The following is a 22,621-nucleotide window of genomic DNA, read 5'->3' as shown; positions in this document are numbered from 1 at the left end:
TGCGCGAACTCTGGCGAACCGTGCGGTACCGGACAGGATCCGAACACGGGCGTGTTTACCTACGTGACTGCTGACGCTGGAACAGGAATTCGACGAGCGTGATCATGGACCGCAGACACGTGCTCCGGTTACGCGCGTCGAGTGACGTCAACGGGGTGCCTGTCGCGAGATCGAGCGCGTCCCGGATCTCCTCGAGGGGGTAGCGTTTAGCGCCCTCGAACTGGTTGACCGCTACCGAATACGGCACACCGCGTTCCTCGAGCACCGAAAGCACCTCGTCGGCCTTCTCGATGCGCCGGGTGTCGACCAGCACCAGCGCACCGAGCGCACCGCGCGCCAGCTCTTCCCACAGTGGGACGAAGCGTTTCTGGCCCGGTGTCCCGAAAAGATACAGCGCGAGTTCGGGATTCAGCGTGATGCGGCCGAAGTCCATGGCGACGGTGGTCTGCGTTTTTCCCGGCAGCCCCGCCATATCGTCGACGCCGACACTTGCCTCGGTGATCGTCTCTTCGGTGCGCAGCGGCTTGATCTCGGAGAGGCTGTTCACGAAGGTGGTTTTGCCGACACCGAAATTCCCTGCGACCAGTAGCTTTACCGACCTGGTTACGGTGTCGGGAACATAGTCGACATCGCCCTCAGGCCGGGAGAGCACGGAGTCCATTGAGTACCTCCTCGAGCAAAGAGATTTCCGGCACGACAGCGGCCGGTCGGGGCATGACGAGGTATTCGCTGTCGAGCAGATCGGCCACGACGATCTTCACTACAGACGGCGGCAGATCGAGATAGGCCGCGATCTCGGCCACCGAAAGCGCGCTGCGACGGCTACACAGGTTCAGCACTTGCCGGGCGTCAGGACTGACGCCCGGTGTCGGGTCCTTGGCAACCAACACCAAAGTCACCAAGTCCAATTCACGACTCGGCCGTGTTCGTCCCCCGGTCCGCACATACGCACGGACCAGATCGGGATCCCGCCGCGACCCACTCATGACTGCGCCATATCAGCGCTCGACTGCGTGACACTCACGGCAAGCCGCCGCTATCAGCCCTCCCACGTGGCTGGCTGCCGAGCTCGCGCCCGACCCGCCCGGCAAGCTCGTTCATGCGGTGCACGACTAAGCCGACATCGGCGTCGGTGTTGGTGGCAACGCCGAGTAGCGCGCCCTCACCGGCCGCGGTGATGAGGATCATCCCCTGGTCGTACTCGGTCATGTTCTGCCGCACGCCGTTGTCGATGCCGCCGCAGAACTCGCCGAGCGCCTTGCCGAGCGATCGCAGACCCGATGCCGCGGCCGCGAAACGTTCCGCATCGTCTTTGGACACTCCACCGGAGTGTGCGATCCGCAGGCCGTCATCGGACAGCAGTACGGCGAATCGGACACCCGGGGCATTCAGATCCTCGAGTAGCCAGCCCAGTTTGTTGGCGCTGTCGGCCCCCGCTGTAATCGGTGTGCCCATCAGGATGTCATCCCTTCGGTGTGGTCGGATGGGGTGTTGTTGGCGATCGGCAGGCTGTCGGTTGCGGCAGCGCGGCCAGTCTTGGAACCGCTTTGCCAGGCTGCCGCGACATCGGGGCGAGCAAGTCCGGGTTCGGTGTCGGAGCGCGCCGCGCCTGCGGGAGCCGCAGCCGGTGCCGTGGTTCGGCGACGCCGCTTGGGTAGGCCGCCACTGGTGATGTCATGCACAGAAAACGCCTGCTCCTCGTCCGACCGTTCGTGCGCGCCGACCGCGACCGGTACCGGTAATGGCTCCGCTGGAGCAGCAGCAGGAGCGACGGCGGCAACACCGCCATTGCCGGGTTGTGGTGCGACCAGCAGCGCTTCGGGGATGTACACCATCGCGCGCATACCGCCGTACACGTTGGGGCCATCGATGTAGACGGTGAATCCGTAACGGCGGGCCAACGCCGCGATGCCGGGGAAACCAACCTTCGGCGACGGGCCGAGCTGGTGGATGTCGACCGGGCGCTCATGGGCGAGCACCTGCCGCGCTTCTTCCATTTGCTCGGGGTTCATCCGCACGCCCGCATCATCGACGATGACGGTGACGCCGTGATGACCTTCCTGGAAGCTGACGTCGACGTACGACGTCGGCGGCGAATAACGCAGCGCGTTGTCCAGCAACGTGGCGAGCGTGTGCACGAGCGGTTCCACCGCGCGGCTGATGACGATGCGATCGAGCTGGGTGGGTCGCACACGCAGGTAGTCGCGCACACGACCGGTCGCGCCGCCGACGACGTCGGTGAGCGCCTGCGCGGGCCAGCGGCGCCCCGGCAGGCCACCACACACGATCACATACGACTGCGCCTGGCGCAGCATCTGCTGAACGGTGTGGTCGATGCGGGTGAGGGTCGCGTAGACCTCGTCGTCACGGTGTTCGCGCAGCGCGGCGCTGACCACCTGGCTGACGTCCGCGCCGAGGCTGACCACCGAGGTGCCGAAGGATCGCACCGCCGCGCTGGTCGCCGCCCGCGAGGACGACTCGACTTCGGCTCGCGCCGACTCCTGCGCGGTCTTGACCGCCGTCTTCGCCTGCTCCTCGGCCTCGCGGTTGACGGACTCCCTTGTCTCGATCTGCAGGAGTCTCAGCTCGTCGGCGTAGCGCTCGGCAATCCACCGCAGCAGCTGCGCGAACCGCGAATTCTCCATGCCCGCAGGCACTTCGATCGAGGGCGTGGCGACCTCACCGCGGCGGACCGCGTCGGACACCGAGGGCAGTGTGGTGACGGCAAGGTGCTCGACTGCTTCTTCGAGCACTCGGTTCTGCTGTGTCAGTGCCTCATGTTCCCGGGCCAGCGCGGCGGCGCGAGTCCGCTGCTGCCTGGCGGATTGCGCCAAGTACAACGCCGCCGCCACGGCAAGCACCAGCGCGGGGGCGAGGATCCATGAAAGCACCACGGCGATATCTTGATTCATCAGTTCTCTCGTCGTTTTCGGGCTCTAGGCTCACCGGACAAGCCGGGCCACGTCACGGTCTGTGTCGAGACTTCTGTGCGGTTCCATTGGGTGCCACAGGCTTCTGCCACAGCGCTTCGTCTCGCCTTCCTCGCGACGCCGACCATGAGCAACCCTGGTCGGATCAGGTCCGCGTCGGAGGCCAGCGCCTGGTACGGCAAGCGGAGGCGCACAAGCATTTACCCCGACGACTCGGTCACATTAGCAGCATTGCCAGGAAGTCTCTCCTGATACGAGTTCATGTGTGGGAACGAGCTTCGGTGCAGCGGAGTGCATCTCACACGATGCAGTGTCGGATCGGGCTGTCGCCAGGCCCTTTCCCTCTTCGCCACACGGTCGCGGCACGCCCTCGACAACCCCGGTCGAGCAGGTTGCTACAGAACCGCGGGTACCGGATACCATGCCCGAATGGCAAAGCTGAAGGTCTCCGTCGACGTGCCGATCTCCCCGGAACAGGCGTGGTCGCACACCTCCAACCTCACCGAGCTGGACAAGTGGCTCACCATGCACGAAGCGTGGCGCAGCGAGGTTCCCAGCGAGCTCACGGTGGGCACGAAGCTCGTCGGTGTCGCCTCGGCGAAAGGGTTGCGCAACCGGGTGACCTGGACAGTGCAGGCCGCCGAGCCCCCGCGCCGGCTGGCGCTGACCGGAGCCGGCAAGGGCGGCACCAAGTTCGGCCTCGAAATGCTCGTGGCCGCTAAGGGCGCGGGTTCCGCGGTCACCGTCTCCATCGATCTCGGCGGGCCGCCCCTGTTCGGCCCCATCGGCTCCGGCGTCGCCCGCGCGCTCAAGGGTGACATCGAACGCTCCCTCGAACGCTTCGTCGCGCTGTACGCGTAGGCGACTGCCGAACAGTCGAACGGCCGGGCATCGGTGTGGGAACACCGATGCCCGGCCGCGTCGCAGTCGGGTGGGGCGTGGTCAGTGCACCAGGGCCGCCGGTGCGTCGGCGACCTCCGGATTCTTCGGCTTCGTGCGCGGCAGGAAGAATGCCGGGACCAGGGTCAGCACGATGAGGACCAGCGCAACGATGTAGGTGTGGCTGAATGCCTCGGCAGCCTGCTTCAGCCCCGCTTCGATCGCACCCGGCGGAAGCTGACCCGCGATAGCGGGATTGGAGTTGGAAGCGATCGCGGGCCCGGCGAACTGCTGGTCCTTCAACAGGTTCGTCAGCACCACCGACATGGTCGCGGTGCCGATCGAGCCCGCGGTCTGGTTGATGATGTTCATCAGGGTCGAGCCGCGGGCGACCTGCTGGTGGGTCAGCGTCTGGATCGCCGCGGTCATGATCGGCATCATCGTGCAGCCCATGCCGAGGCCCATCACGAACAGCGCGCCGCACATCGCGATGTAGGAGGTGTCCGCCTGCAGCTGGGTGAAGAACGAGGTGCCGATCGTGATCAACGTGATACCGACGAGCACGATCTTGCCCGGACCGATCTTGTCGACGAAGCGGCCCGCGATCGGCATGGTCAGCATGGCGCCGAGGCCTTGTGGCGCAATCAGCAATCCGGCGGCCAGCGCGGATTCACCGCGGACCTGCTGCAGGTAACTCGGCAGCAGCAGTCCGGCACCGAAGAAGGCGATCGCGAACAGCACCATCGTGAGGACCGCGAAGGTCAGCGACCGGTTGCGGAACAGGTGCAGATCGATCAATGGATGCTCGGTGCGCAGGGCGTGGAAGACGAACGCGACCATGAGTACCAGACCGACGGCCGCGGGCGCGAGCACCCTCGCCGAGGCGATCGTGCCCTGTTCCGGAATCGATGACACACCGAACAGGAACAGCGCAAGACCAGGCGAGGCAAGCAGCATGCCGAGGAAGTCGAACGACTCCGAGGGTTCCGGCTTGTCCGACGGGAACACGATGAATGCCAGGGCGAGCGCAATGACGCCGATCGGCAGGTTGATCAAGAAGATCCAGTGCCAGCTGAATGCGTCGATCAGCCAGCCGCCGAGAATCGGGCCGCCGATCGGGCCGAGCAGCATCGGCACGCCGAGTACGGCCATCACGCGACCGACCCGCTGTGGGCCCGCGGCGTGGGTCATGATCGTCATGCCCAGCGGCATCAGCATGCCGCCGCCGATGCCCTGGATCACACGGAAGGCGATGAGCGACTCGATGTTCCAGGCGAAGCTGCACAGCACCGATCCGAGCACGAAGAACGTCAGCGCCATCATGTACAGACGTTTGGTGCCGAACCGGTCCGCGGCCCACCCGGTGAGCGGAATGACGGTCGCCAGCGCGAGGGTGTAGCCCGTCATCGTCCACGCCGCGATCGCGTAGCTCGTCTCGAACTCGAGCTGGAACGTGGGGATCGCGACGGTCACGACGGTGATGTCGAGGATCGACATGATCGCGCCGAGCACGACCACGCCCGCCACCTTGAACACCGCTGCGTCCAGCTTGTCGGTCGACGGGTCCGACCCCGCCTGAGTATCCGGAGGATGGTTCACCGGTTAAGCCTGTCATCTCTCCGCCAGAAGAACCAGCACATTCTGGTTATTCCGTTGGCTAACGATAGTTGCTTCACGCAATCAAACAATCTACTATTGTTTCATGCAAGCAAATAAAGACCAGATCGCCGAACTGGCCAGGACGACCGCGCGCTTCTCCGACGCGATGCGCACCGGCATGGCCAAGGCATTCGATCCAGTCCGAGTCGGCGTGCTGCAGCTGGCCGTCGAGCACGGTCCGCTGCGGGCAGGCGAGGTGGCCGAACGGCTCAGCGCCCTGCCCTCGTCCATCACCAGACACGTCAAGGCGTTGACCGACGCGGGCCTGATACAGACACGCGTGGACGCGGAGGACCGACGCGCAGTGCTGCTCGAGGCGACCGACGCGGGCCGCGCGGAGCTGCGGCAGTTTCTCGACGTCGGCACGCAGGTCTTCGGCGCGGTTGTCGCCGACTGGCCGGCCGGCGATGTGGTTGCCCTGACCGCATTGCTCGACCGGTTGATCGAGTCCTGGGCGGCGCACGGCGCGCAGCAGCAGCAACGCGCCGGGCGGCGCACCAGGGCCTTCGGCTGGAGCCAGGAATAACAGTGTTCGTGCATTGCACAGATTGGAAGGAAAATTCATGTCTGCCAACAAGTCCCTGCGGGTAATCGTCGCCGGTGGCGGCATCGGCGGTCTCGCGCTGGCCAATGGCCTGCGCAAGGCGGGAATCGACGTCGCGGTGTACGAACGCGACCGCCACCGCACCGACCGCGTGCAAGGGTTCCGCATCCACATCAACCCGAGCGGCAGCCGGGCGCTGCACGACCTGCTGCCCGAGACCGCCTACCGGGCGTTCATCGCCAGCTCCGGCAAGGGGTCCACCCGCTTCGGCTTCGTCACCGAGCAGATGAAGGACCTGCTGGATCTCGATTCCGAGGTGCTCGGGGGTGAGCGCGACGAGGTCGATCGCAACTACGGCATCAGCCGGATCACCCTGCGCCAGATCCTGCTTGCCGATCTCGGCGCGGTGGTGCACTACGACAAGGCCGTCACCGGCTACACCGAATTGCCCGACGGCCGGATCGAGGCCCACTTCGCCGACGGCGGTTCGACCGTCGGCGATGTCCTGGTCGGCGCGGACGGCGGGACGTCGCGCGTTCGCGCGCAACGCCTTCCGCAGGCGCAGCGCGTGGAGACCGGCATCGTCACCGTCGCAGGCAAATTCACGCTGACCGACGACAGCAGGCGACGGCTCACACCGAAGTTCCTGGCCTCTCCCCTTGCGGTCATGCCGCCCAAGGGATGTGGGATGTTCATCGCGCCGCACGAGTTCGATCGGCCGGACCCGCAGTACTCCGGTATCGGCGGTAACGACGGCGCGGCCGCGCTCGTCCCCGGCGCGCTGTTCGACAACACCCAGCCGTACGTCTTCTGGGCCTACGCCGCCAAACGCGGCGACTATCCCGGCGACGTCGAGCTGGAATCGCTGGACGCCGCGCAACTGCACGACATGGTCAACCGGCTCACCGCCCGGTGGGCGCCCGAATTGCGCGAACTCATCGGTGGATCCGATACCGACACGGTCACTCTCATCCCGATCCGCACGTCGGTTCCGGTGCCGCCGTGGGAGACCACGCATGTCACCCTGCTCGGCGACGCGATCCACAGCATGACGCCCTTCCGCGGCATCGGCGCCAATGTCGCGTTGCGCGACGCCCAACTGCTGTGCGCCGAGTTGGTCGCCGCGGCCGGTGACGAGCAATCGCTGCGCGCCGCCATCCACGACTACGAGGCGCAGATGATCGAGTACGGTTTCGCCGCAGTGCGCGACTCGTTGACCGCCGCCGAGCAGACGGTGTCCGACAACTCCGTCGGGCGGGCTATCGGCAGGACGGTGTTCCGGGTGGCGCAGGCCGTGCCACCGCTCAAGCGAAAGATGTTCGCGGGCTTCGGCTCCGAGTGACCCGGTCGGCGGCCGGTTCAGCCGACGAGGCCCCCTGCGGACGCTACGACCCAGGCGAGCTCGGGATGGATGATGTCGGAATGGGCTCCCGACGGTGGCGAGCCCTTCTTCACAACGCGGGCCGCGTCGATATTCACCAGCCTGGCGCCGTCGAAGTCGTACCGGGTTCCCACGTCGAGCAACGCGGTGACCGCGACGTCGGGCTGGTGCCCGTCGTGACCGATGCCGCCCCAGCGGTAGGTCGCATCGTCGAAGCCTGCGGCCTCCTCCCGGCCGAGCAGCGACGCCAGCGGATACAGCGCGCCGACGGCGGAGTCGTGCTCGGAATAGCAGGCGGTGACCGGGCCCTCGACCCGCGCGTCCTTGCCGTTCAACGCCCCGCTGCGCCGCGCGTCGAACGGCAGCGACGCGGCAAAGGCGAAGTGGGAGAACGCCCCTTGCAGCAGCGTGACCGAGCGGACTGTGCTGTTCGCAGGCAGCCCGGCGAGCGCGTAGGACACTACGCGCGCGCCGAAGCTGTGGCCGATCAGATCGATACGCAGCGCGGGCCGTCGCGCGATCAGCCGTCCGAGCAGCGGTCCGAGGCCGCGTTCGCCGATGGTGCCCGCTCGATGCTTCATCTGGAAGTAGGTGAGTTGGCGGGCGGCCTCCTGCGCACCGTGCCAGAGTCGGCCGAACGTATCACCGAATCCCGCCGCCCCACCGGCGCCACCGGTGACGATGCCGAGGTCTTCGAGTTGGGTCGCGAAGCGGGAGAACAGCTCTGCGCCCGGATCGGGCTGCGCGATGAAGGGCGGTTCGTCGGCCTGTTCGCCGTCACCGTCGCCGGTGGTCGCCGCGGCGATCGTCTGGATGAGGTCGCGTGCGCGCTGTAGCGCCGCACCGTCGTCGGGACGTTCGACGAGCAGTCCGAGCAGTTCGTCGACGGCGGCGCGCTGCTGATCGGGAAACGCCGCACGGATCATCGCCTGCATGTCCGCGTTCGGTGGTGCGGGCGGCGGGAATTCGAGTCCGTCACCGAGGCCCGCGGCGCCTCCGCCGCCCCCGAGATCGACGGCCACGGCCGGTTCGAAGTCGGGAATCGGTTCGTCGGACCAGCGGCTGGAGGGCCAGAAAACACCGAGCAGCAAGATCTTCCGATCCGGCAGCCCGTGCGCGGCCAGCAGTGGCGGCAGCTGTGCGTAGAAGGCCTCGTACAGGCGGCTCGCCACGCTCGGCGTGTTGTTCCAGCCGTGGGTGAAGACAAGCAGATCCGTTGGTTCGATCGTGTCGAGTTCAGCGGCCAGCGCGCGCTCGCCATCGGGGTCGACATCACCGTTCTCGTCGATCCTGAGCTCGAGCAGTGGCAGCCCACCGATGTCCTTGGTCATTGTGTACTCCGATGTTCTAGACGGATTGCAGTGCGCGCATCAGGTCGACGAGACCAGCGCCCTCGAAATAGCGCTCCCTGCCGAGCGGGACTGCCGATTTCACGAAGATCTCCTTGATCTCCTCGGCCTCGGTGATGAACTCCGGTCGCACCGAGAGGAATGCGGCGATCGCTCCGGAGACATGCGGTGCGGCAAAGCTCGTACCGGTGTCGGCGCCGTAGCAGGCGACGCCGGGCGGGATATCGGTGATGCCCCATTTGGCCGCCGCTTTCCCGGTGGCGCAAGAGGTGATCCGCTCGCCGGGTGCGACCAGGTCCGGTTTGAGCCTGCCGTCGCCGGTCGGCCCCTTGGACGAGAAGTACGAAACCCCATAGGTGTGCGGTGATTCGCGGTGCGTCGACCCGACGGTGATGGCGCGCGCGGCATTGCCGGGATCGTTGATCGTCATGGTGAGACCGACGTTGGTCTGCCGCTCCCGCGCACTGAACCGGCCGTATCCGGTGTTGCCCGCCGCGACCACGACGACCACCCCCGACCGCACCAAGCGGTCGACCTCTTTGCACAGCGGGCTCTGCCCGCAGGCGAACCATTCGGCATCGAACTCGTAGCCCAAGCTGATGTTGACGCCGTGGATCTTCGTTATCCTGTCGTTGTCGCCGTTGACTTCCCGGACATACCGCAGCGCGGCCATCACCGAGATCATGTCGGAGGCGCCCTCCGAGCGCAGCACCTTCAGGCTGACCAGGTGCGCCTGCGGCGCCATACCGGAAACCGCCGCGGGTTCGACCTGCCGGACACCGCGCAGCGGCCGCGCATCGAGTTCGGTGTACTGCTCGGTGACCACCCGCAGGTTCTCGCCGGGGAAGGAATTCGGGAGGTAGCCCGCGATTATGCCTGCGACGTGGGTACCGTGGCCCAACCCGTCCTGCAGTGCCGCGTCGGCAGTCTCCGGGCCCGGATTCACCGACTGGGTGAAGTCACGATGCAATGGGAAGACGTCGTCGGCGAGTACGGTTTTCCCGGCATCGAAATGCGGATGCGTCCGATCGATCCCGGAATCGACTACCGCCCAGCGAATTCCGCGCCCACACGCGTCGAACGAGCGCCGCGCCGCATCGGCTTTGACCGTGCGTCCCGACACATCGATCAGCGGTTTGACCGGGAAGTTGGGCCAGATGCGATGAATCACGTTCTGCCCGTGGGTATTCGGTTGCTGCTCATGGTCGATCTCGACCAGCCGCTTGACCTGCTCCATCGTCATCTTGGCACGCACATACTCGTCGAACAGCTCGACCGCCGCAGGCCTGCGTTCCCCATGGTTGAGCTGGTCGAGCAGCCCCGTCAACGCGGCGGTCGCCGCCTTCACGCCACCCGGGTAGCCGACATTCAATTCGATGACAACCGACAGCGGTTCGCTGTCGTCGCTCGGCTGATCGAGCACGCGCGCTCGCACATCCGGATCGAGCAGTGGCCTGGTGATCACACTGGGCTGGATGGGGTTGCGCTGGTCCGGACTCTGCGTCACAGAGGGCAGGTCGGGGTTCGTCAAGCGGCGCCGCGCCTCTTGGGCGGCATACTTCCCGGATTCGGTGATACGCCATTGATGGCGGTTCGACAGCACGAAGCCCTCGTCACCGAGATACCGCCGGGCCGAGTAGACGCGCGACTGCCATCGCAGGATATTCGCCCGCGCCGGGTCCGGTTGAAGGTCTTCTGCGCTGGGATGGAACTCGGGCATCGCCTCGATGAGGTCGATCGCGTGTTCCGGGGTTGCTTGTTGCGCATCCTGCAGCGCAACGAGAAGCAGGTCTCCGAGGTCGGGGATCGGAGTGAGTGCCATGCGCGTCTCCTTATCTCAGCGCGCGCCGGCTACAGCGGGTATGGATAGGGTGGATCAGGCGATCAGGTCTTTGATCGCCTGATCAAGGTCGTCGGAGTCGTAGCTCAGGGTGTCGCCTTCGACCGAGCCCTCGATGGATTCGATCTTGTTCTGCATCATTTCCAGCTGAGAGCTATCCAGCTCGCGGATCGTCGTCGAGGTGAAAACGCCTGCGGCACTGGCGACATCGGCGGCGTATTGGGCGGGATTGTTGCCGTCCGACGCCGGTGCATACTTGCTGAAGGCAGCCAGGATCGACAGATCGACATAGAAATCGCTCTGTAGCAGCAGGCCGATCGCGTCGAAGCCGGTTTGCCGGTCGGGGAAGATCAGGAAGTTGTGCCAGTTCAGTTTTCCCGAATACTGGCCGAAGTCGAAGTTCGTCTTGGTGATGTTGCCCGGGTTGTTGTTGAGCCAGGCGAAACTCCCCTTGCCGTGTTTCATGTGCGGCTGACCACGGAGAATGGTGTCGTTGTCGTGGAATACGTAATGGAAGATCTCCATACCGTGTTCCTGATAGTCGGTCGGAACCGCTGGGTTGGAATCCGGAAACCATTGAGCCCGTGGAATATTCTTGTCCATCGATATCATTCCGTCGAAGTACCACGCATGGTCACCCAGTTCGACAGTCATCGTCGCAACCTTTCTCCTGTGATGGGACGAGCGTCCCTCCCTGCGACGATTGCGCTGCCCATCGCTCACCGCCGCTGGGATGTCACCCGCTACCCACCGAAGGTATGACCGCGCCCGCGCAATAACACGGGTAGTGCCCTACTCGTCCTCACCTGCGCGGACACGACTTCATTGGAGTACCGGAAGCACCCTTGACGTCCACTCGCCCGGGAGCGCGCCGCGGGCCCTCTCGTCTGTCAGGAATGGTGCTGCGGATTCGGAACACAGGGGTCGGCGAAGGCGCCCGTGGTGACCATCGAGTACTCCGACTTCCAATGCTCGTATAGCCGCCTGTTCACCGAGAACACTGAACCCGTGCTGATCCAGAAATATATCGACAGCGGTGTGCTGTCGATCGAGAGGCGCAAATTTCCGATCTTCGGCAACGAGTCCGAGGATGTCGCACGGGCGGCCGAACAGCAGGGTCGGTTCGGACAATTCCGCAAGGCCGTTTACGACACCGCACCGAAGAGGACAGCCGGGGTCTCACCATTCGGAAAATCCTGCTTCCTGCTGCCACACGACTGTCTCGGGTGGCCCCGCAACGGCATCGTTGAGGCTGCCTATCACTGCGGCGTCGTTGTAGTGTTCCTGCAACCCGTCGAGGGTCGACCACCAGTCGAGGGCCAGGATCTCTGTCGCTGGGGCCGGTTGGGCATATGTCTCGCCGCGGATCCTGCGGATGTTGGCCGCTGGGCGTTGGGTGGCCCTATCGGCGTGACGAATGAACAGCGCGTGAGAGATCTGCCCGCGACGACGTGCGGTTGAGAGTCCCGCCGATACGAGCTTGCCCACGGCGGCGATGGTCTCGTCGGCAGACCGGACGGGAGCCCGCATCATCCCGATGAACTGCGGTGCCATGCCGAACGGGACCGGCAGGTTGAAGCCGAATCCAGCTGGCGCGCAATCCCATTCCGATTCGTCGCGGGAGGCGTACAGCCGGTCCCCCGCCTCCTGCGCGAAAGGGTTGGCGAAGAAGGTCTCCATACCGTTGGCATCGGCCCAGTAATCGACGAATAGCAACTCGCCGGGGCCGGCGGCCAATGCGCCTTCGATGCCTTTGGCCGGCGTGTAGACGTTGTGGCTCAGGTCGCCGAGGGCACGGGCGATTTCGCTCCCGGGCTGCGGGCCGTCGCCGGTGAACGAATTGTGCAGCGCACGGGCATCGTCCAGGGTCGAGGCGGCAACGCCGCGTGTGAGATGAAGAGTCAGAGGATGCATGGATTCACGCTAACCAGCCATGCTCGGCGTTTCTATGTCATATAGTCTTGATTTCATGCCTGATAATCCGACCGCTGGGGCGGGCATCGATGTGTTGACAGACGTACTGGTCTCCTTGCGGCTGCGGGCATGGCTGTACTCACGCACCGAGATCACGCCGCCATGGCGGTTCGACTTCACGCCGAGCCCGGACAGCACCTTCCACATCATCGGCTCCGGGGGTGGTCACCTGATGGTGCCGGATGCGGCTCAGGAGAATGGGGTGGCATCGGTACCCGTCGCCGCTGGTGACGTCGTCGTCTTTCCGTACGGAGACGCGCATACGATCTGCGACGATCCCGGTTCACCGCTGATACAGCAGGTCTCGTTGGAGTACGAGCCGAGTCGCGAGCATCAGATCTTCCCGTTCGGCAGCGGCGGTTCCGCAACGGTCATGTTGTGTGGAGCGTTCCGGCTCGACCATGAGCACCACCGGCCGCTCTTATTGTCGCTGCCGCGGCTGATCCATATCCCAGCGGCGTACGGCCACGCGTCACCCGACTTCGGCGACATCGTGGCCTTGATCGCCACGGAATCCGCAGCGCCGCGACCCGGAGCACAGGCGGTGCTACGACGGCTCACCGAGATCCTCTTCATTCAGGTCATCAGAGGATGGTTGGAGCACCAACCGCAGCAGGCTCATGGGTGGCTTCGCGCGCTTGCGGACCCTACGATCGGCCGCGCTCTCGGCCTGATCCACCAGGATCCCGAACGCCGCTGGAACGTTAATGAACTGGCCGGCGCAGTGTCCCTGTCTCGTTCGACGTTTTCCGCTCGCTTCACCGACCTCGTCGGCGAGCCACCAATTCGATACCTCACCCGGTGGCGCATGCAGTACGCGACCCGACTTCTCGCCAGCGGTCAAGAAGTCGCAGTCATCGCGCGCCAACTCGGATACGACTCCGAAGTCGCATTTCGCAAGGCCTTCGCACGAGAGATCGGCACACCGCCGGGCAGGTACCGCGCCACCATCCCGAACCGCCCCGCCACGACCCTCTCCCGTGTTTGAATAGTGGTTTAGAACACGTTTCAGTTGGAGGTGGCCATGGCCACACCGTCGATACCCGCCGGGTTCGATTTCACCGACCCCGACCTGTGGGCAAAAGGCCGACCGGTCGAGGAGTTCGCGGAACTGCGGCGCACCGCGCCCGTCTGGTGGAACGCGCAGCCTCACGGTGTGAGCGGGTTCGATGACGGCGGCTACTGGGTGGTCACCAAGCTCGAAGACATCAAAGAAATTTCGCGGCGCCCGGAAATCTTCTCCTCCACCGAGAACACCGCGATCATCCGGTATCAGCCGCAGATCACCCGCGAACAGATCGAGGTGCAGCAGGTGATCATGCTCAATATGGACCCGCCCGCGCACACCAAGAGCCGCCGCATCGTCTCGAAGGGATTCACGCCGCGTGCGGTGGAGAGCCTGCGGCGCGCACTCACCGAGCGGGCCGCCGCCATCGTCGCCGATGCCAAACACATCGGAAGCGGAGATTTCGTCGAACTGGTCGCCTCCGAGCTGCCACTGCAAGCCATCGCCGAGCTACTCGGAGTCCCCCAGCAGGACCGTAAGAAACTGTTCCACTGGTCGAATCAGATGATCGGAGCCGATGATCCGGAATTCGCGGGCGACGCGGCCACCGCACAGCTCGAATTGACCGGCTACGCCTGGAATTTGGCCGAGGAGCGGCGCAAATGCCCGGCCGAGGACATCGTCACCACACTGGTGCACGCCGACATCGACGGCGAGCATCTCAGCTCGGAAGAATTCGCCTTCTTCGTCATCCTGCTCTCGGTGGCAGGCAACGAAACCACCCGCAATTCCATCACCCACGGCATGAAAGCCTTCGTCGACCACCCCGACCAATGGCAGCTCTACCGTGAACGCCGCCCGCGCACCGCACCCGACGAGATCGTGCGCTGGGCCACCCCCGTCGCCGCCTTCCAGCGCACCGCGACCCGCGACGTCGAACTCGGCGGCCAAGCGATCAAAAAGGGCCAGCGAGTCGGAATGTTCTACAGTTCAGCCAATTTCGACGAAACAGCCTTCGACGACCCCTTCACCTTCAACATACTGCGCGACCCCAACCCACACGTCGGTTTCGGCGGCGCGGGCACCCACTACTGCCTCGGCGCAAACTTGGCACGCCTCGAGATCGACCTGATGTTCAACGCCATCGCCGACGCCATTCCCGACATCACCCAGGTCTCCGAGCCCGAGCTCCTGCGCTCGGGTTGGCTCAATGGGATCAAACGCTGGGAAGTCAGATTCGAGTAACCCTCGAGCTCAGCGCCTCAGGGATCCCATCTACCACCACTCACCCCGAACAGCGGAAAGCCCGTATCTCATTCGAACATCAAAGATACGGGCTCCCATGTGACTACGGGTGGTCGAACTCCCCGTCATGCACCCCAGCCATGAAAGCGTCCCACTCCCCAGGAGTGAACACCAGCGCCGGACCGGTCGGATTCTTGGAGTCACGAACACCCACCATGCCACCGTTGAGGTGCGCGATCTCCACGCATTCCTTACTGCCGCCGCTGCGGCTGCTCTTGAACCAGCGGGCTCCGGACAGGTCAGCGTTCACGCTCATGCTCCCTTGCTGCATCCCTTAGCAGGATCCTGCTACTGCTCTCATCCAACGATGTGCGTTGGAAGATGTCGTACGCCTGTACGTACCGCTGAACGGTACCTACCTTCTCCGAATACATGTCTCCGGTGTAATTCTCGGCGTACACGATCGTCGGCTCAACTGATTTGCCCTGGCTGTCGACACCGAAGTCGAGGACTACGAACGGGCCGATCTGGTCGCCCGTCGGCATACCGGCAGCGAAGGGCAGAACTCGCACGCATACGTTCGGGCGAGTGCCCGCGTCTGCGAGGTGTCGAAGTTGCTTCGCCATGATCTTCGGACTTCCGATTACTCGACGCAAGACACTCTCGTGAAGGATCACTTCCAACCGAACCGGCTTGGTGCCCCGCGTGATGAGCGCTTGGCGTTGAAGTTTGAGCCGAACGCGGCTGTCCAGCTCCGAGTCCGTATCGTCTGGATTTGCTGCCCGAGCGAGCACCTCTGTGTAGTCCGCAGTTTGGAGTAGACCGGGTACGAGGTCGGGCTGGTACGTGGTCAATCTATGCGCGGATGCTTCCAGGCCAACGTAGATGCTGAAATTCGCCGGGATGACATCACCGAACTCATGCCACCACGACTTCACGGCGGCCTGCCGCGCGAGTCCCACGAGAGCGGCAGTGCGGTCGTCGTCCAAACCGTAAATGCGGCACAATTCGCGGACATCAACGTCTCGTACGCGGTCCGATTGTCCACGCTCTAGACGCTGTAGCGTGCTCTTTCCCCACTGCATGAGCTGGGCAGCGTCTTCCAAGGTCATGCCCATCGCATCGCGGCCTTCCTTGAGATAGCGGCCGAGTTGACGTCGTGGGAGTGTGCTGCTTGCGTTGTCCGGCATTGACGTTCCGTCCTGAGATGTCCGCGCGTCCCATGTTGGGAAGATTCTGGCATCCGCATCGGGATCGCCGCTGGGCTTTTCGCCTAGATCGTTTGGGATCCCAAAATGACCCATTGGAACACCGCCGGTAGGTGTGTACTGATCACGCGCCCGGATCTTCGGATTACCCCTCCTCACGTCCCCGGACGCTACTTACTTTGCTAACCAAGCTGACCAGGAGTCAGGATGCCCGCGCCCACGATTGCCGAGGAAGTCCTCGGCCGATGCCACTACTGCCGCACCGCGTGCGCACTCCCCTGCCACGTCGATGAACGCGGCAGACTCGCCGTCACCATCGGCGGCACACTTCGCGCGCTCATGCTCGCTGAATATTGGGGTTACCGAGTCCAGGAAGAGCTGGCTGCTTGGCGGATGAGTGGGCCGACGATCTGGCATCCGGTGCGGCGACTGACGATTTTGACGGGCGCGTATCCCATCGATGAACACGACCCTGCAATGCGAGATCTGTTGCGGCGCACCGATTCGGTGCTGGTCGAACCGGGCAGGCCGATCATCCTGCCGTCGCCTGGAGACGGTGTCCGTGGTTAGGCAACGCCGATCAGGGATCTGTTCCGGCCGACCATGGCAACCGTTCTCACCATGCTGGCCGAATGCGCAGCACGGGAGATGCGATGAGCGCAACCCTGTTCCTTGTTCTCCCCTACGACAGCGGGGACCATCCCGAGTTCGACAGCAGAGCCCGGCCGTCTGCGCTGAAAGACAAACTGCGCCACGACAACCCCCCTTGGCCGGTGTCGAGCCGTGCCGATGCCGAGAAGGCGCTGAGCGTCCACCAGTACTGCGATCCACTGGAGTGTTCCACCAGGGTTGCCGCAATCATCGTGACGCGCAACAACTGCGAGTACTTTCGAAACCGGATGCGATGACCGTGCCGTGGCCCGCTGAACCGGATGTGCATCTGCGGATAGACCTACAAGGAGTGATCCTGCACTACGCCGCACACCCGGATGCTGCGTATCGACTGATCGAAGACCAGCGGATCCACCGCTACATAGACAACGTTTCCGTGGTCCCCGGTGACGGCAGCGGCCTACCCCGCCTCCCCTGCGAACAGCTCTACCTAGCGCCATGAGCAGGCGAACCCGAGGCTCGAGAGAGTTCCTATCCGTATCACTGGATCCTGCGACATGTGCATGATGTCGGCAGCTTTGTCTACGCGCTCGATCGGTTGTTGTGTGCCATGATCGGGCAATGGACTGGCACGATCCGCATCACCGAGATACGGCAGCGCCCACTGATGTTCGAGGAGCTCACAGCCATTCCAGTCTGCATCGCGTCGAGCTCGACGAGAGCACCATCTGCGGTTGTTTCCACTGTTGCGCGACCTTCCCGCCCACGGAGATTCGGGAATGGACCGACGAGGATGCAGGGCAAGGGCAGACTGCGCTGTGCCCCCGGTGCGGCATCGACAGCGTAATCGGTGATCGCTCGAGGTACCCGATCACGACCGAATTCCTGGAGACGATGAGGGCGTACTGGTTCTGAGTCGTTCGGCGCAGATATGGTGCTCGGTCGCTGAACGACGTCAGGCTGCCAGGAGCACTATTTCCTCGCCCGGGTCGGCAGTTTCGACATCGACACCGCTGGTTTCACCGAGGACGAGCGCACCTCGATCACCGGCCACCGCTGGTGGACACAGGACGAGTTGAACGCGACCAGCGACCGACTGGTGCCCGGCGATCTGCGTTCTCTCCTGGCCGCCCTGCTGGTCTCAGGGCCACCCGAAGCACCCATCACCCTCGCGACCTGACACAACACCTATTGACTCGCCGGGGCGACGGTGACGAATGCGCCCAGCGGCAACGCGAGACGGGCGGCGTGTACGGGCCGGGAAGACAACCCCGACAGAGAAGATCAGCAGGGCCCGCCGCCGCGCGGCCCAGGTTCGATCGCATCAGCGGGCCAGCCAGGCGATCCATTCCCAAACTACTGATCCGGCTGCGTCCGACCGATTACCGTTTCTGTGTCGGCCCTTCTGAGCCGCCCGGAAGGTCCCGACACCCTCGGGGATGGTCACTCCCGGTACAGGACGTGTGCTCGGCTCCGACCGGACGGCGAATGTCACGACCGCAGGCGAGGTGAGGCATGAACGAGCAGCCGAACATCGTGTTTTTCTTTTGGGACAACTTCGGGTGGGGCGAGCTCGGATGCTATGGCGGCGGGGTGCTGCGCGGTGCACCCACACCGCGGATCGACGCCCTGGCCGAGGAGGGCCTCAAGCTGCTGAATTTCAACGTCGAGGCGCAATGCACGCCGAGCCGTTCGGCGTTGCTGACCGGCCGCCATGCGATCCGTTCCGGCACCCAGACAGTGCCCATCGCCGGCGGCCCTGACGGGATGACCCGGTGGGAGATCACGATCGCCCAGGCGCTCTCGGACGCCGGGTACGCCACGGGGATGTGGGGCAAATGGCACCTGGGCAGTGACCCCGAGCATCGCAGCCCGGTCGACTTCGGGTTCGACGAGGCGGTGTGGTGCCCGCGCACGGCCGATGAAGTGCTGTGGACCATGCAGTCCTACTTCCCCGATGGCGCGGTGACCGCCGCCCCATATGCGGGGTCGACGCAGATCCCTCTGGAACCGCAGCCGATCTACTCGCGCAGGAAAGGCGAGAAGTCCGAGAAGATCTCGAACTACGACGCCGAGTTCCGGGCCGGATTCGATCGGAAGATCACCGAATGGGCCTGCGATTTCATGACCCGCGCCACGGAGACGGACAAGCCGTTTTATGTCTACCTGCCCTACACACAGGTCCACAATCCGTCCATCCCGGACCCGCAGTATGCAGGCACAACCAAGCGAGGGAACTGGGCCGACATTCTCACCCAGATCGATGCCTTCACCGGCACGATCCTCGACAAGCTCGACGAACTGGGCATCGCCGAGAACACGATCGTTGTCTGGACCTCCGACAACGGCGCCGACACCACGAACCACCTCCCGGCGATCGACCCGGATCCGGTAGGCGGTCAGTGGCACGGATTCTCCGGGCCGTGGCGGGGTGGGTTGTTCACCACCCTCGAGGGCTCCAATCGGACACCGTGCCTGGTGCGCTGGCCTGGAAAGGTGCCCGCAGGCCGGGGCAGCAACGAACTCGTGCACGAGGTCGATTTCTTCACCACCCTGGTGACGGCCGCGGGTGGCACGGTCCCGGGAGACCGGCAGATCGACGGTATGGACATGTCGGGCTTCCTGCTGGGCACGGACGAGGACTCGGGCCGCGACATGGTCCTGTGCATGCAGGGCAACCGGCTGCAGGCCGCAAAGTGGCATCAATGGAAAGTTCACCTGTTCCAGCAGGACGACTTCTACTCCACCTGGGCTCCGACCAACGTGCCGATCCTCTACAACCTGGAGTGGGATCCACGCGAGGAGCATCCGGTCGACTTCCCCCATGCCTGGGTCCTACACCCGGTCGCTGCCGGGGCCGGCGCATTCCTCAAGTCGCTCGTGCTCGAGCCGCCCATCAAGCCGGGCACACCCGACCCCTACGTGCCACCCGAACCCGGTGAACTGCAACCGCAGACACACCTGCAGATCGGACCCATCATGCAGTACATCACCACGCTGGTCAGGTCTCATGAAGAGCTTCCCGACCCAGGCCACGGGATCGAGCACCAATCCGGATGAGCGAACGAAAGCAACCAACGCGCACCAGCTATCTCCCCAGGAGCACGCCGACGCCCCGGCCGCTCTGCAGCTGGCGGCGCGCTGTCAACGCCGGGTACCTGGTCGCTCTCGTCCGCGCCGAAGCCGTCTTCGAGAAGGGCAAACTCGTGGAACGGCCGGTCGACCCGTCCGATGTGAAGGAGGCCACCTGAGATGGCCGGACGCCCGCTGTCCGTCGAGGAATGCGACCAACTCTGGCAAGCATGGACTCCCGCCGAAGCCGCCGAACGGCTGTCGAGCACCCCGCCATGCTGGTATGTCGCAGCCGGGTGGGCGCTGGATCTGTTTGTCGGCGGCCTCGGACGTGAGCACTCCGATCTCGAAATCGGAGTTCCACGTGCACGATTCGCCGAGATCGTGGACGCGTTCCCCGGCTACGAATGGGACGTCGTCGGCGACGGGCACGCCTGGCCGTTTCCCGAGGAAGCGGACAACCAGCATCAGACATGGCTGCGCGAACCGGCGACCGGGCTATATCGCCTCGACGTGTTCCGCGAGCCACACCGTGGCGATCGATGGGTGTGCCGCCGCGACGCATCGATCACCCTGCCCTACGACGAGCTGATTCTCCGCACCGCCGACGGCAATCCCTACGTGATCCCCGAGGTCGTACTCCTGTTCAAGGCGAAAGCCCGACGAACCAAAGACGAGACAGACTTCCTACACGCGCTCCCCGCGATGGACCGGCCACGGCGATCCCGACTGTCCGGGTGGCTATCGCGAGTACACCCCGGCCATCCCTGACTGGAAACACTCTCGAACCACAGGTATTGACAATTACTCCCGCCCGGCGGCTACCGTGGCCTGCAACGGAACGATCATCACAGCCTACCCAGGAGGTGGATGCTGTGGCCGACCCGACCACTGCTGGACTAACCGCGTCCGTAATCAGGGCGGGACGCGATTGGACGCTGGGATCAGCACAACTGACCAGGGGCGGTTGGAGATCGCCGAGCGCTGCGGCGTCACCCTCGAACCTCCGGTCGAGATCCGCTTCGCCGATAAAGCGATTGTCGACTACTACAAGCGCATCGCTGACGAAACGCATCTCCGGGGCAACACATTCCGCATCAGCCCGTTCGCATGTGGCTCCGACCCGAGATCTACCGGCTAGAGAAACCTTTCAGCACCAACTCGACCATGAGGTCACCGATTTCGTGGGCAAAGCCGTTCATGTTGCACAGCGCGATAACGCTGGTGTCGAACTCCGGCAGGTGCTGAACCATCACCTCACAGCCGGGATCCTCGCCGGTGTGCCCGAATCGGCCACCGCCGTAGAGGAATACGCCGTAGCCCACCTCCACACCGTCGCGCACCACGCAGCGTGGCGTGAGCATTGCGGCCCGCAACTGCTCACCCAGCAGAGTGCCATCGGCATAGGCGCGCAGGAACCGGTCCAGGTCGGCGGCGGTGGCGAAGGCTCCGCCGTCGGGACCACCCATCGACGGGATCGAGTAGATGTTCGACCGCCACGGCCCACCTGCCTCTCGTGGCGGCAGGTAGCCGATGGCGAGGTGCGTCTGCACCTCGTCCAACGCGAAGAAGCCGGTCGAGGTGAGACCGGCGGGTTCGAGCACGGACTCCGCGACTGCGTCAGGATAGGGCACCCCGGCGATCTCCTCGACGATCAGCCCGAGCAGGACAAAGCCTGCGTTGGAATACTGAAACCGTTGTCCGGGTCGCCCATGCGGTGCGAGGTTCGCGAACAGGGAAAGCATGTCCGCCGGGCACAGGATCCGGTAGTTGGGCCGGTCCGTCCATAACGCTGCGTAGTCGTCGCCCTCCTCGAAGTAGTCCGCGATACCGGAGGTATGGCTGAGCAGATGGTGGACGGTGACGTCGGGGCGCAGCGTGGTCGGGCAGCGGCCAGCGGGGAGGATATCCCGCACCGCCGTGTCGAAGGAGACCAGCCCGCTGCGGACGAATCGGGCCACGGCGACGGCGGTAAACATCTTCGTCACAGACGCCAAACCGAAGCGGGTTTCCGTACTGACGGGAATGCCTTCGGACCGATTGGCCAGCCCATAACAACCCTCGAACTCCCGCACCCCACCGCGTGCGATAACAGCGATACCGGAATAGCCGCGCTCCTGCTCCCACATCCGCAGCCTGGCATCCAAAGTGCCCAGCGCCCGATCGGTATTCGATTGCCCCGGCTGGCTACGCAGACGGGATTCCACGTTCTCGAGGTCGCCGGTCATCTGCCTATCTCCGCTAGAGGCTATTCATCAGCTGGAAGGAACGCGCCAGCGACGTGGTCAGGTCGCCGACTACCCGACGTTCGTCGGCGGTGGCATCGGGCAGCACCGTATCAGCGAGCTGTTGTACCCGTGCCAGACAGTCGGCACGGCTGTGTGCGTCGACCTCGTCTGCCCGGTGCCCGTCGGCCGTACCGGCGGCCAGTGCCGCCGCGTATCGATGGCCCACCCGGCCCACTCCGAGCCGTGGGTCGATGCGAGCCAAGCTCCGACCCTTGATGAGGGTGAGATCGCCCGGCCCTCGACCGGCGGCCAGCGAGTGCTGCAGTTCTGCCATCGGTACATGATCGGCGAACATGCGCTCCGCCGCGGCATCTCCAGTGGCGAATGTGTAGTAACCGGCCTCGGTACAGGTGGCTACCACACCTTCCTCCGGTTGGAGTACCGGCCACACGGCCCCGCGGTCCCGCGGGAAGCACGGACGGTATGCCAGTCGGTGCAACAGCGACGACAGCGGTGCCTTCCAGGAGAACGAGTCGTCGAACCGCTCCGCGATCACCGGGCGCACCAAGCCGAGGAGGCCGCCTGTTTCGACGAGGTGATGGTGGATCAGCTTCGCAGCGCGCACTACGGCCAGTACATCGCACACCTCCGGGCCCAGCTCGGGTGCCTGAGTTATGAGGCAGCGCAATGTGTG

The 22,621-nt window shown here is 64.6% G+C and carries 25 protein-coding genes and 1 pseudogene; 13 read left to right on the top strand and 13 right to left on the bottom strand.

The annotated features are described in order from the left end of the window. Positions 1-55: 55 nt before the first annotated feature. From OHQ90_RS19800 to OHQ90_RS19785, 4 genes are read right to left on the bottom strand one after another with little or no spacing between them, the layout of a single operon-like run. Entirely contained in the window at positions 56-661 is a 606-nt protein-coding gene (locus OHQ90_RS19800; protein ID WP_328399559.1) for a GTP-binding protein, read from the bottom strand. After that, positions 636-986 (bottom strand): DUF742 domain-containing protein, encoded by a 351-nt coding sequence (locus tag OHQ90_RS19795; protein WP_328399557.1) that lies wholly within the window; start codon positions 984-986, stop codon positions 636-638. Before OHQ90_RS19795 ends, OHQ90_RS19800 begins: the two co-directional genes overlap by 26 nt. 34 nt (positions 987-1,020) lie before the next feature. Then, positions 1,021-1,455: a roadblock/LC7 domain-containing protein gene (locus OHQ90_RS19790; RefSeq protein ID WP_328399555.1), complete on the bottom strand. Its 435-nt coding sequence runs from the start codon at positions 1,453-1,455 to the stop codon at positions 1,021-1,023. Beyond that, positions 1,455-2,912 carry an ATP-binding protein gene (locus OHQ90_RS19785; protein ID WP_328399552.1) on the bottom strand — a complete coding sequence of 486 codons (1,458 nt, stop codon included), beginning with the start codon at positions 2,910-2,912 and terminating at the stop codon, positions 1,455-1,457. Before OHQ90_RS19785 ends, OHQ90_RS19790 begins: the two co-directional genes overlap by 1 nt. Before the next feature lie 447 nt (positions 2,913-3,359). Here OHQ90_RS19785 and OHQ90_RS19780 point away from each other — a divergent pair, with 447 nt between their 5' ends. Continuing rightward, a complete protein-coding gene (locus OHQ90_RS19780) occupies positions 3,360-3,791 on the top strand; it encodes a type II toxin-antitoxin system Rv0910 family toxin (protein WP_328399550.1) in 432 nt (143 codons plus the stop codon). 81 nt (positions 3,792-3,872) lie between these two features. Here OHQ90_RS19780 and OHQ90_RS19775 read toward each other — a convergent pair whose 3' ends face one another. Further along, positions 3,873-5,408, bottom strand: coding sequence for a DHA2 family efflux MFS transporter permease subunit (locus OHQ90_RS19775; protein ID WP_328399548.1), 1,536 nt, complete (start codon positions 5,406-5,408; stop codon positions 3,873-3,875). A 103-nt stretch (positions 5,409-5,511) separates the two neighbouring features. Here OHQ90_RS19775 and OHQ90_RS19770 point away from each other — a divergent pair, with 103 nt between their 5' ends. Both OHQ90_RS19770 and OHQ90_RS19765 read left to right on the top strand, forming a co-directional pair. Then, entirely contained in the window at positions 5,512-5,994 is a 483-nt protein-coding gene (locus tag OHQ90_RS19770) for a MarR family winged helix-turn-helix transcriptional regulator (protein WP_328399546.1), read from the top strand. Between the two features lie 37 nt (positions 5,995-6,031). Further along, positions 6,032-7,354, top strand: coding sequence for an FAD-dependent oxidoreductase (locus OHQ90_RS19765; RefSeq protein WP_328399544.1), 1,323 nt, complete (start codon positions 6,032-6,034; stop codon positions 7,352-7,354). Between the two features lie 17 nt (positions 7,355-7,371). On the opposite strand, the gene OHQ90_RS19760 is transcribed toward OHQ90_RS19765, so the two are convergent. The 3 genes from OHQ90_RS19760 to OHQ90_RS19750 are packed head-to-tail and all read right to left on the bottom strand — an operon-like array spanning position 7,372 to position 11,236. Beyond that, a complete protein-coding gene (locus tag OHQ90_RS19760) occupies positions 7,372-8,724 on the bottom strand; it encodes a serine-threonine protein kinase (protein ID WP_328399542.1) in 1,353 nt (450 codons plus the stop codon). Positions 8,725-8,740: 16 nt separating this feature from the next. Further along, on the bottom strand, positions 8,741-10,564 hold the full coding sequence (locus OHQ90_RS19755; RefSeq protein WP_328399540.1) for a S8 family serine peptidase: 1,824 nt from the start codon (positions 10,562-10,564) through the stop codon (positions 8,741-8,743). A 54-nt stretch (positions 10,565-10,618) separates the two neighbouring features. Continuing rightward, positions 10,619-11,236 carry a hypothetical protein gene (locus OHQ90_RS19750; RefSeq protein WP_328399538.1) on the bottom strand — a complete coding sequence of 206 codons (618 nt, stop codon included), beginning with the start codon at positions 11,234-11,236 and terminating at the stop codon, positions 10,619-10,621. Positions 11,237-11,512: 276 nt separating this feature from the next. Here OHQ90_RS19750 and OHQ90_RS39455 point away from each other — a divergent pair. Further along, a pseudogene (locus OHQ90_RS39455) lies at positions 11,513-11,740 on the top strand (DsbA family protein); the annotation flags it as partial. Between the two features lie 21 nt (positions 11,741-11,761). Here OHQ90_RS39455 and OHQ90_RS19745 read toward each other — a convergent pair. Continuing rightward, entirely contained in the window at positions 11,762-12,496 is a 735-nt protein-coding gene (locus tag OHQ90_RS19745; RefSeq protein ID WP_328399536.1) for a hypothetical protein, read from the bottom strand. 55 nt (positions 12,497-12,551) lie between these two features. Here OHQ90_RS19745 and OHQ90_RS19740 point away from each other — a divergent pair, with 55 nt between their 5' ends. Together OHQ90_RS19740 and OHQ90_RS19735 are read left to right on the top strand one after the other, a co-directional pair. Next, the gene (locus OHQ90_RS19740; protein ID WP_328399534.1) at positions 12,552-13,544 is read left to right on the top strand and encodes an AraC family transcriptional regulator; all 993 of its coding nucleotides are present in this window, start codon (positions 12,552-12,554) and stop codon (positions 13,542-13,544) included. A 36-nt stretch (positions 13,545-13,580) separates the two neighbouring features. Beyond that, the gene (locus tag OHQ90_RS19735) at positions 13,581-14,807 is read left to right on the top strand and encodes a cytochrome P450 (protein WP_328399532.1); all 1,227 of its coding nucleotides are present in this window, start codon (positions 13,581-13,583) and stop codon (positions 14,805-14,807) included. Between the two features lie 103 nt (positions 14,808-14,910). Here the strand turns inward: OHQ90_RS19735 and OHQ90_RS19730 are convergent, their stop codons facing one another. Beyond that, the gene (locus OHQ90_RS19730) at positions 14,911-15,117 is read right to left on the bottom strand and encodes a DUF397 domain-containing protein (protein ID WP_328399530.1); all 207 of its coding nucleotides are present in this window, start codon (positions 15,115-15,117) and stop codon (positions 14,911-14,913) included. Then, positions 15,107-15,997 (bottom strand): helix-turn-helix domain-containing protein, encoded by an 891-nt coding sequence (locus OHQ90_RS19725; RefSeq protein ID WP_328399528.1) that lies wholly within the window; start codon positions 15,995-15,997, stop codon positions 15,107-15,109. Before OHQ90_RS19725 ends, OHQ90_RS19730 begins: the two co-directional genes overlap by 11 nt. A gap of 225 nt (positions 15,998-16,222) precedes the next feature. Between OHQ90_RS19725 and OHQ90_RS19720 the strand changes: the two genes are divergently transcribed. The 7 genes from OHQ90_RS19720 (at position 16,223) to OHQ90_RS19690 (ending at position 20,840) form a co-directional block, all read left to right on the top strand. Next, on the top strand, positions 16,223-16,585 hold the full coding sequence (locus tag OHQ90_RS19720; protein ID WP_328399526.1) for a hypothetical protein: 363 nt from the start codon (positions 16,223-16,225) through the stop codon (positions 16,583-16,585). A gap of 83 nt (positions 16,586-16,668) precedes the next feature. Continuing rightward, on the top strand, positions 16,669-16,923 hold the full coding sequence (locus OHQ90_RS19715) for a hypothetical protein (RefSeq protein ID WP_328399524.1): 255 nt from the start codon (positions 16,669-16,671) through the stop codon (positions 16,921-16,923). After that, on the top strand, positions 16,920-17,129 hold the full coding sequence (locus OHQ90_RS19710) for a hypothetical protein (protein ID WP_328399522.1): 210 nt from the start codon (positions 16,920-16,922) through the stop codon (positions 17,127-17,129). The genes OHQ90_RS19715 and OHQ90_RS19710 overlap by 4 nt, the downstream gene beginning before the upstream one ends. A 1,013-nt stretch (positions 17,130-18,142) precedes the next feature. After that, the gene (locus tag OHQ90_RS19705) at positions 18,143-19,687 is read left to right on the top strand and encodes a sulfatase-like hydrolase/transferase (protein ID WP_328399521.1); all 1,545 of its coding nucleotides are present in this window, start codon (positions 18,143-18,145) and stop codon (positions 19,685-19,687) included. Next, the gene (locus OHQ90_RS19700; protein ID WP_328413449.1) at positions 19,684-19,878 is read left to right on the top strand and encodes a hypothetical protein; all 195 of its coding nucleotides are present in this window, start codon (positions 19,684-19,686) and stop codon (positions 19,876-19,878) included. Before OHQ90_RS19705 ends, OHQ90_RS19700 begins: the two co-directional genes overlap by 4 nt. Position 19,879: 1 nt before the next feature. Then, positions 19,880-20,470: a hypothetical protein gene (locus tag OHQ90_RS19695; RefSeq protein ID WP_328399519.1), complete on the top strand. Its 591-nt coding sequence runs from the start codon at positions 19,880-19,882 to the stop codon at positions 20,468-20,470. A gap of 196 nt (positions 20,471-20,666) precedes the next feature. Then, complete coding sequence (locus tag OHQ90_RS19690; RefSeq protein WP_328399517.1) at positions 20,667-20,840, top strand: hypothetical protein; 174 nt, start codon at positions 20,667-20,669, stop codon at positions 20,838-20,840. On the opposite strand, the gene OHQ90_RS19685 is transcribed toward OHQ90_RS19690, so the two are convergent. Together OHQ90_RS19685 and OHQ90_RS19680 are read right to left on the bottom strand one after the other, a co-directional pair. Further along, positions 20,830-21,927, bottom strand: a complete 1,098-nt coding sequence (locus OHQ90_RS19685; protein WP_328399515.1) for a serine hydrolase domain-containing protein — start codon at positions 21,925-21,927, stop codon at positions 20,830-20,832. The genes OHQ90_RS19690 and OHQ90_RS19685 overlap by 11 nt on opposite strands. Before the next feature lie 13 nt (positions 21,928-21,940). Beyond that, positions 21,941-22,552 (bottom strand): hypothetical protein, encoded by a 612-nt coding sequence (locus tag OHQ90_RS19680; protein WP_328399513.1) that lies wholly within the window; start codon positions 22,550-22,552, stop codon positions 21,941-21,943. Positions 22,553-22,621 lie beyond the last annotated feature (69 nt).

The organism is Nocardia sp. NBC_00403, assembly GCF_036046055.1.
Lineage (GTDB): Bacteria > Actinomycetota > Actinomycetes > Mycobacteriales > Mycobacteriaceae > Nocardia.
The sequence above is the reverse complement of the archived record's forward strand: the minus strand, read 5'-3'. Positions and strand labels throughout refer to the sequence as shown.